At 64.8% G+C, this 3,750-nt stretch carries 2 protein-coding genes; one reads left to right on the forward strand and one right to left on the reverse strand.

Annotated elements, in window-relative coordinates; translation table 11 throughout:
- Positions 1-85: 85 nt before the first annotated feature.
- Positions 86-1,060 carry a ketol-acid reductoisomerase gene (gene ilvC / locus ABGA94_RS12130; RefSeq protein ID WP_053499062.1) on the reverse strand — a complete coding sequence of 325 codons (975 nt, stop codon included), beginning with the start codon at positions 1,058-1,060 and terminating at the stop codon, positions 86-88.
- 686 nt (positions 1,061-1,746) lie between these two features.
- On the opposite strand from ilvC, the gene ggt reads away from it, so the two are divergent.
- Positions 1,747-3,465 carry a gamma-glutamyltransferase gene (ggt, locus tag ABGA94_RS12135; RefSeq protein ID WP_065196510.1) on the forward strand — a complete coding sequence of 573 codons (1,719 nt, stop codon included), beginning with the start codon at positions 1,747-1,749 and terminating at the stop codon, positions 3,463-3,465.
- The last annotated feature ends 285 nt before the right edge of the window (positions 3,466-3,750 follow it).

Raw genomic sequence — 3,750 nt, forward strand, 5'->3', positions numbered from 1 at the left:
AGCGCGCGCCGTTGGGCGGCGCGCTGCGGTGTGTGGAAGAGTTCATGGGGGAACCTTGCAAAGCGGGTGGGGGAGGGCCGCGCGGTTACGCGGCCTGTCCTTGCAACCAGACCATCTTGGCGCGCAGTTCCTTGCCCACCTTTTCGATCGGGTGCTCCAGGTCGGCCTGCTTGAACCTGTTGTAGTTCGGCAGGCCCGCTTCGTACTCGGCCACCCAGTTCTTGGTGAAGGTGCCGTCCTGGATGTCCTTCAGTACTTCCTTCATGCGTGCCTTGGTGCCGGCGTCGATCACGCGCGGGCCGCTGACGTAGTCGCCGTACTGCGCGGTCTCGGAGATGAATTCCAGCATGCGCGAGATACCGCCTTCGTAGAACAGGTCGACGATCAGCTTCAGCTCGTGCAGTACTTCGTAGTAGGCGATCTCCGGCTGGTAGCCGGCTTCCACCAGGGTCTCGAAACCGGCCTGCACCAGCGCCGACGCACCACCACACAGCACCGCCTGCTCGCCGAACAGATCGGTCTCGGTCTCTTCCTTGAAGGTGGTCTGGATCAGGTTGGCGCGGGCACCGCCGAGGCCGGCCGCATAGGCCTGGGCATGCTGCGCGGCCTTGCCGCTGACGTCCTGGTAGACCGCCCAGATGCACGGCACGCCACGGCCGATCTCGTACTCACGGCGCACCAGCGCACCCGGGCCCTTCGGTGCGACCAGCACCACGTCCAGATCGGCGCGCGGCTCGATCATGCCGTAGTGCACGTTCAGTCCGTGGGCGAACAGCAGGCACGCCCCCTGCTTCATGTTCGGCGCCAGCACATCGTTGTAGAGCTTCTTCTGCACCATGTCGGGGGTCAGCACGGCGACCAGATCGGCGTCCTTCACCGCATCGGCGGGCGCGACCACGGTGAATCCATCGGCCTGGGCCTTGGCTTCGGTCGGACCGCCCGGACGCAGGCCTACCACCACGTCGAAGCCGGATTCGCGCAGGTTCAGTGCGTGGGCGCGGCCCTGGCTGCCGTAGCCGATGACGGCGATCTTGGTCTGGGGCAGGTCGTTGGTGCTCATGGGGGAGGTTCCTTGCGGTGGGAAGAAAAAAGAACGGCCGGTCGTCGAGGTGACGTGCCGGCCGGTCAGGGGAAAGCGGTGGAGGGGGCGCCGCGCATCGCACAGGCACAGCCACCACGAGGCGTGGTGCTGCAGGTCCGGGTTGTGCGATGAGCGTTGGTCATGGTGGTTGCGTCTGAAACCAGGTTCTGAAATGAAAAAACCCGCACCGGGGCGGGTGCGGGTTTTTGAAGAGTTCCGGTGTGTCTGTTGCTTACACGCTGGCTCGTCCCGCACCTGTGGGTTGGGTAATAAGTACGAGCACAAGAATCGAACGCAGCGAGGCGGCGCCGATGGCGGCGGCTTCGATGTGGGTTCGCGGTGGCGTGTTGTGATGCAACATGCGATCGAGAGAAACACAGGCGTTTTGGCGGTGTCAACCCTCACGACAGTTTTTTTATCGGTTTCCAGTGAGTCCAGCGAAATCGCTTGCGCCGCAAGGATGGTTGCCACTGAAAGTGTTTCAGTGAACCCGAATTCACTCCTTTCAACACGCTTTTTGCGCGGATTCCGGGTCGCTGTTCGCCATGCTGGGGCGGACCTTGGTCGGCACCCACCGAAAGGCCATCGCCCATGACCTCTGCCCGATACCGCATGAAGGCCGCAGCGGCGAAGATCGCGGAACCACCTTCCACCGGAACCCGACCGTGTCCCGACGCCTTGCCCGCTCCCTGCTCGCCGCCGCCGTGCTGGCTGCCGTGCCTGCACTGTCCATCGCCGCCGACCGCATCACCGGCCACACCTTCGCCACCCGTTCGGAGGTGATCGCCCCGCATGCGATGGCGGCTACCTCGCAGCCGCTGGCCACCCAGATCGCGCTGGACGTGATGAAGGGCGGTGGCTCGGCGGTCGACGCGGCGATCGCGGCCAATGCCGCGCTCGGCTTGATGGAGCCGACCGGCAACGGCATCGGTGGCGACCTGTTCGCCATCGTCTGGGACCCAAAGACGCAGAAGCTCTACGGCTACAACGGCTCGGGCCGCTCGCCGAAGTCGCTCACCCTGGCCGAGTTCCAGCGTCGTGGCCTGAAGGACATCCCGGCCACCGGCCCGTTGCCGGTGTCGGTGCCCGGTGCGGTCGACGGCTGGTTCGCCCTGCACGACCGTTTCGGTCGCAAGCCGATGGCCGATAACCTGGCGCCGGCCATCCGCTACGCCCGCGAGGGCCACCCGGTGGCCGAGGTGATCGCCTACTACTGGGACCGTTCGGTGCCCAAGCTGTCGCAGTACCCGGGCTTCAAGGAGCAGTTCACGATCAACGGCCACGCCCCGCGCAAGGGCGAGATGTGGAAGAACCCGAACCTGGCCAGCACCCTGCAGAAGATCGCCGACGGCGGGCGCGACGCCTTCTACAAGGGCGAGATCGCGCGCACCATCGGTGACTACTTCAAGGCCAACGGTGGCTACCTGAGCTACCAGGACATGGCCGACCACCACGGTGAATGGGTCGAGCCGGTCAGCAGCAACTACCGTGGCTACGATGTCTGGGAGCTGCCACCCAACAGCCAGGGCATCGCTGCGCTTCAGATCCTCAACGTGCTGGAAGGCTACGATTTCTCGAAGATCCCGTTCGGCTCACCCGAGCATGTGCACCTGTTCGTTGAGGCGAAGAAGCTGGCCTTCGCCGACCGTGCGCGCTTCTACGCCGACATGGCATTCCAGCCGGCGCCGGTGCAGAAGCTGATCTCCAAGGAGTACGCCGCGCAGCGCCGCGCGCTGATCTCGATGGACAAGGCCTTGAAGGAAGTGCAGCCGGGCACACCGAAGCAGCTGGAGGAAGGCGACACGATCTACATGACGGTGGCCGACGCCGACGGCATGATGGTCTCGTTGATCCAGTCCAATTACCGCGGCATGGGCAGCGGCATGGCGCCGCCGGGGTTGGGCTTCATCCTGCAGGACCGCGGCGAGATGTTCGTGCTGCAGAAGAACCATCCCAACGGATACGCACCGGGCAAGCGCCCCTTCCAGACGATCATTCCGGCGTTCATCACCAAGGGGGGCAAGCCGTATGCCAGCTTCGGCGTGATGGGCGGCGCGATGCAACCGCAGGGCCATGCGCAGATCGTGATGAACCTGGTGGACTTCGGCATGAACCTGCAGGAAGCCGGTGACGCACCGCGCATCCAGCATGAGGGTTCGACCGAGCCGACCGGCCAGGCCACGGCGATGACCGACGGTGGCGAAGTGAATCTGGAAACCGGCTTCCCGTACGAGACCGTGCGCGCGCTGATGCGCAAGGGGCATCGCATCGTGTTCGCCGACGGCCCGTATGGTGGCTATCAGGCGATCATGCGCGATCCCGAGACCGGGGTGTACTACGGTGCTTCGGAGAGCCGCAAGGATGGGCAGGCGGCGGGGTATTGAGGTTTCCCGGCCACCGGGCTGAGCCCCCTCTGCGGTGATGGCAGCGATACGGGGCTTAGCCGGGCGGGTGGATCGTCTGGGGGCCGCTGCAAGTACGTCCATGTAAGCTCGGTCGCCGCATCCATGCGGCTCACGCCCCCAGCCAACCCACCCGCCCGGCCACGGACAGTTTCCGTGTCCGTCACCGCAGGAAAAGAAAAAAGAAGAGCAAGAGCAAAGGCAAAGGCAACAGCCGCGCGCTGTGTGTTGGGGTCAGATCCGTTTTCCGAAGGAAAACGGATCTGA

Source organism: Stenotrophomonas sp. 3diitr2024, assembly GCF_042136455.1.
Lineage (GTDB): Bacteria > Pseudomonadota > Gammaproteobacteria > Xanthomonadales > Xanthomonadaceae > Stenotrophomonas > Stenotrophomonas sepilia.

What these genes read in the sequence shown, in the direction of transcription:
- ilvC (WP_053499062.1), bottom strand. Translation starts at nt 1,060, where the DNA reads ATGAGCACCAACGACCTGCCCCAGACCAAGATCGCCGTCATCGGCTAC.